Origin of the sequence: Acinetobacter sp. UBA6526 (genome assembly GCF_002434875.1) — a bacterium.
Lineage (GTDB): Bacteria > Pseudomonadota > Gammaproteobacteria > Pseudomonadales > Moraxellaceae > Acinetobacter > Acinetobacter venetianus.
The window spans coordinates 2,341-6,559 of sequence record NZ_DJLC01000197.1; the positions used below are offsets into that span (position 1 = coordinate 2,341).

Consider the following 4,219-nt stretch of genomic DNA (forward strand, 5'->3'; position numbering starts at 1 on the left):
TCCACTGAAGTTTTACGCCCTGACGAAAATGCAGCACTCAGCCAACGACTTGAACCAACACATCGACCTGTTCTGGTCGAGGCCAAATTAATACAACCATTTTTAAATCAACAACTACCTGAAGCTGATGTTTCAGGTTTCCGCGATTATCTGCACGCCCAAGAAGGCAATCGATCTGCGCTGCAACAGTTCCGAGACAAACTGCAACTCAAAGCAAATCAAATCTTGGTGCTGGGTGTAGAAAAACCAGGACAGCAATCCTTACAGGAATGTCTAAACAATGACCTGTTTGCCAGTGCGAATGATCTCGTGATTAACCATGCTCGTTTTCTTAAAACTCCTGTTGAAGGGCAAGGTAAAGGTGAGTTTGAAACCACGGAGCAGTACCAACAACGCGTACACGCTGAAAATGCTAAACATAAAAAACTCACGACTCAGGTCAACGTCGACTTAGGGCGACTCGAAGATGCCTTAAATTACTTGGCTGCACCGATCCCAATCAATGTACTGAGTCCCACAGCGGAAGATTCAGCGCAATATGATGTAGATCGTCAAGTGATGCACATCCAAGCCGCATCTACCACCACAGCGGATTATTATTCCTCAGTGGTCTCGACCTTAAATCTGATCTTTAGTGCCTCAGTGAAGGATGCCGAAATCATACTCGGCAATTTGAGAGATGAACGAGATAAACGAAACTATCTGGGCTTTATCTTCAGTGTGCAACAAGGACAACTCCGCATCGATCAAGTCATCCTCTATCAACACAACAACAATGATGACCGCTACCTACGCTTAGCTACCATCAATCCCTCACAACTGTATTTAAGCACCCGTCCATTAATTGCAGATGAGTCTAATCAAAGCCTCAATTCCAAACAGCCATATCCACTTCAACAAAAACTACCGTTTCAATTTGGTTTAAAAAACTACCGAGACCCTGAGCAACAAGCCCCAGAACCCATCTTGGAATCTAGACCACCAACAGAAGAAGAACTCACTCAACTGAGTTTAGAGGCTGCATCGAGTGAAACTGAGGGAGCACTATAAAATGTTCAAACCATTTCAACTCAAGACTCGTATCAGCACTGGAGTCGTCAGCAGCTTGTTATTGCTGGGGAGTTTAACGGGTTGTGGAGTACAAGATGCAGCGCGGGAAATTCCTAAAGCAAATGCCATACTTCAGTTATTGCATACCCAAGATCGCTCGGTGATACAGATCAAGTTACAACAATGCCAAGTCGGTAATTTATTTGCAGGGCAGACAGGCACCAGTTCCAAATATGACCTATACAGTTGCCAAGTGCATGTTGAACGCTTTGACGATGAATACAAGCAATCGTTTATCCAAGAGCAAACCGTCTATCTACGACCCTTCGACTCCGATATTGGTTGGCAACTGATCGCGCCGAATGAATAGTTAAAACAAAGATAAAGCGAAGAAAAAAACATGAATAAAGAAATAGTGATCTCTTATCTCAGTATTGCGGTGCTGTATTGGTTTTATCTGCTTTGGCGGATTGAAGACAGTGGACCAATTGCAGCCTACCTTTTTGGACGCGCCATCATGTGGCCGTTTCAATTACTGAAATTTATATTTTGATCAGGTCTTCATGGGAACAAGAGTGAAAAATCGATGATGGACTTTAATCAGTTTAAACAACAGTTTGCTCAGTTGGCTTTACTGCAAGCTGACCCAAACATTTATGTCGCTCCACAGATTCCCATGAATAAGATTCTGGGTGCGATGAGTTATTTACCTGCACAAACCCAAGCAGAAGAAGTCTTGGTCTTAGTCGATGAAACCGTCTTTGGACAGGGAAAAAATGGCTTGTGCTTAACCGATCAAGGCATCTACTTCAAAGAAGCCTTTGCCAGTGCCAATGCTTATCCCTTGAAATCGATTAGCTCGGTTGGCTATTCGATGGGACTGCTCAGCAAACACCTGGTGATCAATGGCACAGTCAAAGTCAGCTTGGCTCAACCTGAAAAAGCAGGGATACGTCTGTTGGCAGATTTCCTCAATCAGTATTGTGCCTTCGCTAAAGCTCAAACGCAGACTCAAAGCCAAGAGACCATTGCCAATCTACAACCGATCATGAAGCTCTATGCCTACCTGTTGTTGGGGTGGAGAGGAGAGTGGAGCCAATCCACAAGAACTTTGATGACACAATTGTTTGACCGAGACTTGGTTCATCCCAATGACCAACAGTTTCTCAAACAGATGATGCAACAGAATCATCAATTCGACTTTTTTGACATCTTGGATGAAATCACACTGATTCAGCACAGCCTACCTCCTTCGTTATGCCTTGCTTTGCTCGAAGAAGTATTGGTGTTAATGAATAAAAGAAACTTTGATGCTGAAACAGCACGTAGCCATTTCTTTCAAATCAGCACAGCATTCAATGTTGAGCAACAAACAGCATTCGCCATACTGGCCAAGTATCCTGCATATACAGATACCCAAGCTAAGCAGCATACCAAAGCATCTTCCATACCGATCCATCAGCTGACACCCGTACAACTCGCTGCATGTGAATTACTTGATATCACCCCTGAACAATTAGATCGACCAAGCCTCACGCTTGCATACCGTCGTAAGATGGCTGACTTCCATCCTGACCAATACCAACAATTACCTCCAGCAGTGAGGCAATTGATTGAACAACAGGCGCAGCAGATCAATCAAGCACGCAGTTGTTTAGAAGCACTGCTAGCGTCGCTTTGACGGAAAATCAAAATAAAGAAATTTCAGATACATATTACCTATTTGAACAAACAGCACCAAGCGAACGCAACAAACCGCTGACGACTGTCCAAACACAAATCAAGCCTTATCAAATAGAGGATAAAATAATGATGAATAAATTGAAGACTTTCCTATTGCCTATACTACTCATACTTCCTTTGAGCTTATCGGGATGTGGTACTGAATTTAATCCTGAACACATGGAAGTTACGCTCAATACTGAATATAGCCCAGGCGGATTATACGATCGGACATATGTGATCCTCACCATCCGTTCACTCGATGCGAATCCAATCACACTGAATAAAGTAGATGTGAATAATGGACGTTGTGGATATACCGCACGCTACCGTAATCCCATTCAATTACCAGCACATTTCCAAATGGGTCAAGCCTTAGAGTTATATTTAAACTGCTCTTACGAATCGATTGTGAAAGTTGATATTGAAACAGATCAAGGTGCAGCAAGTTATCGCTTTAAATAACACGGCAAAACTTAGGACGAGTATCACTGTATAGCGCAAAAGCAAGCAAACAACCATGCCCATGTTGGGCATGGTTTTTTTATGCCTACAGAGAATGCTTGTCATCACTTTACTCACGACGAGGACATTCATGATGAATCCCGTACATTGTCCTTATTGCCATTCAGATCAGGTGATCTTGAAAGCCACACAAGCGCATGGCCCTCAATATTTTGAAAAAATCCTAGAAAATTTCTCACCCTTCACGATGGCTGTACTCGGAATAAAGCTGGCAAGAAGTGCGGGCATTCCCCCCTATGTCGGTGGATTGATTGGTGTAGTTGCAGGGGGCGTATTGATCTTGGTCAGTCAACATTACTTTTATCGACATTACCACGCGGCTCAACATTACCAATGTTTGCATTGCGGACAAAGCTTTGCCGTGGCTGATTAAAGAATTACCGCATTCATCACTGTATCAACGCTAGCTGCAACAACCCGAGCTCTAACACCCTAAGCACACTGCATTTTAAGTTTAAAAACATCACATCTTTATTTTTATAGAGGAATTCTGCTCATGGCACATTTAGTTGAAACAATGGCATTCACAGGTCAAACCCCTTGGCATGGCTTGGGGAATCAACTCACACCCAATCAACCCATCGAAGTCTGGGCACAACAAGCAGGTATGGATTGGCGTATCGAATCCTCTGATGTCAGTTACATGGCGAAAAACCAACGTGGACAAAACATCATCTTACCCTTTGAAGAACAACGGGTGCTGTATCGTTCTGATACCCATGCACCTTTATCTGTGGTCAGTCAACGCTTTCAAGAAGTACAACCCAAAGACATCTTAGAGTTCTATCGTGATCTAACTGAACAATCAGGCTTTGAGCTGGAAACTGCGGGGGTACTGAAAGGTGGGAAGAAATTCTGGGCATTAGCCAAAACTGGACAGACCTCAGCACTGAAAGGCAAAGATGTCAGCAATGGCTATATT

6 protein-coding genes are annotated in these 4,219 nt (G+C 43.4%); all 6 read left to right on the forward strand.

The window, feature by feature from the left end:
* A partial coding sequence (locus tag B4237_RS13455) for a hypothetical protein (RefSeq protein ID WP_286943562.1) occupies positions 1-1,050 on the forward strand: 1,050 nt, incomplete at its 5' end.
* Between the two features lies 1 nt (position 1,051).
* Positions 1,052-1,420, forward strand: a complete 369-nt coding sequence (locus B4237_RS13460) for a hypothetical protein (RefSeq protein WP_279747681.1) — start codon at positions 1,052-1,054, stop codon at positions 1,418-1,420.
* Between the two features lie 219 nt (positions 1,421-1,639).
* A complete protein-coding gene (locus tag B4237_RS13465) occupies positions 1,640-2,731 on the forward strand; it encodes a J domain-containing protein (RefSeq protein WP_414632350.1) in 1,092 nt (363 codons plus the stop codon).
* A 131-nt stretch (positions 2,732-2,862) separates the two neighbouring features.
* A complete protein-coding gene (locus B4237_RS13470; RefSeq protein WP_341767748.1) occupies positions 2,863-3,237 on the forward strand; it encodes a hypothetical protein in 375 nt (124 codons plus the stop codon).
* A gap of 133 nt (positions 3,238-3,370) precedes the next feature.
* Complete coding sequence (locus B4237_RS13475; RefSeq protein ID WP_031944332.1) at positions 3,371-3,670, forward strand: hypothetical protein; 300 nt, start codon at positions 3,371-3,373, stop codon at positions 3,668-3,670.
* Between the two features lie 123 nt (positions 3,671-3,793).
* Positions 3,794-4,219, forward strand: a 426-nt coding sequence (locus B4237_RS13480) for a DUF932 domain-containing protein (RefSeq protein WP_286943563.1), incomplete at its 3' end; no start/stop codon positions are given.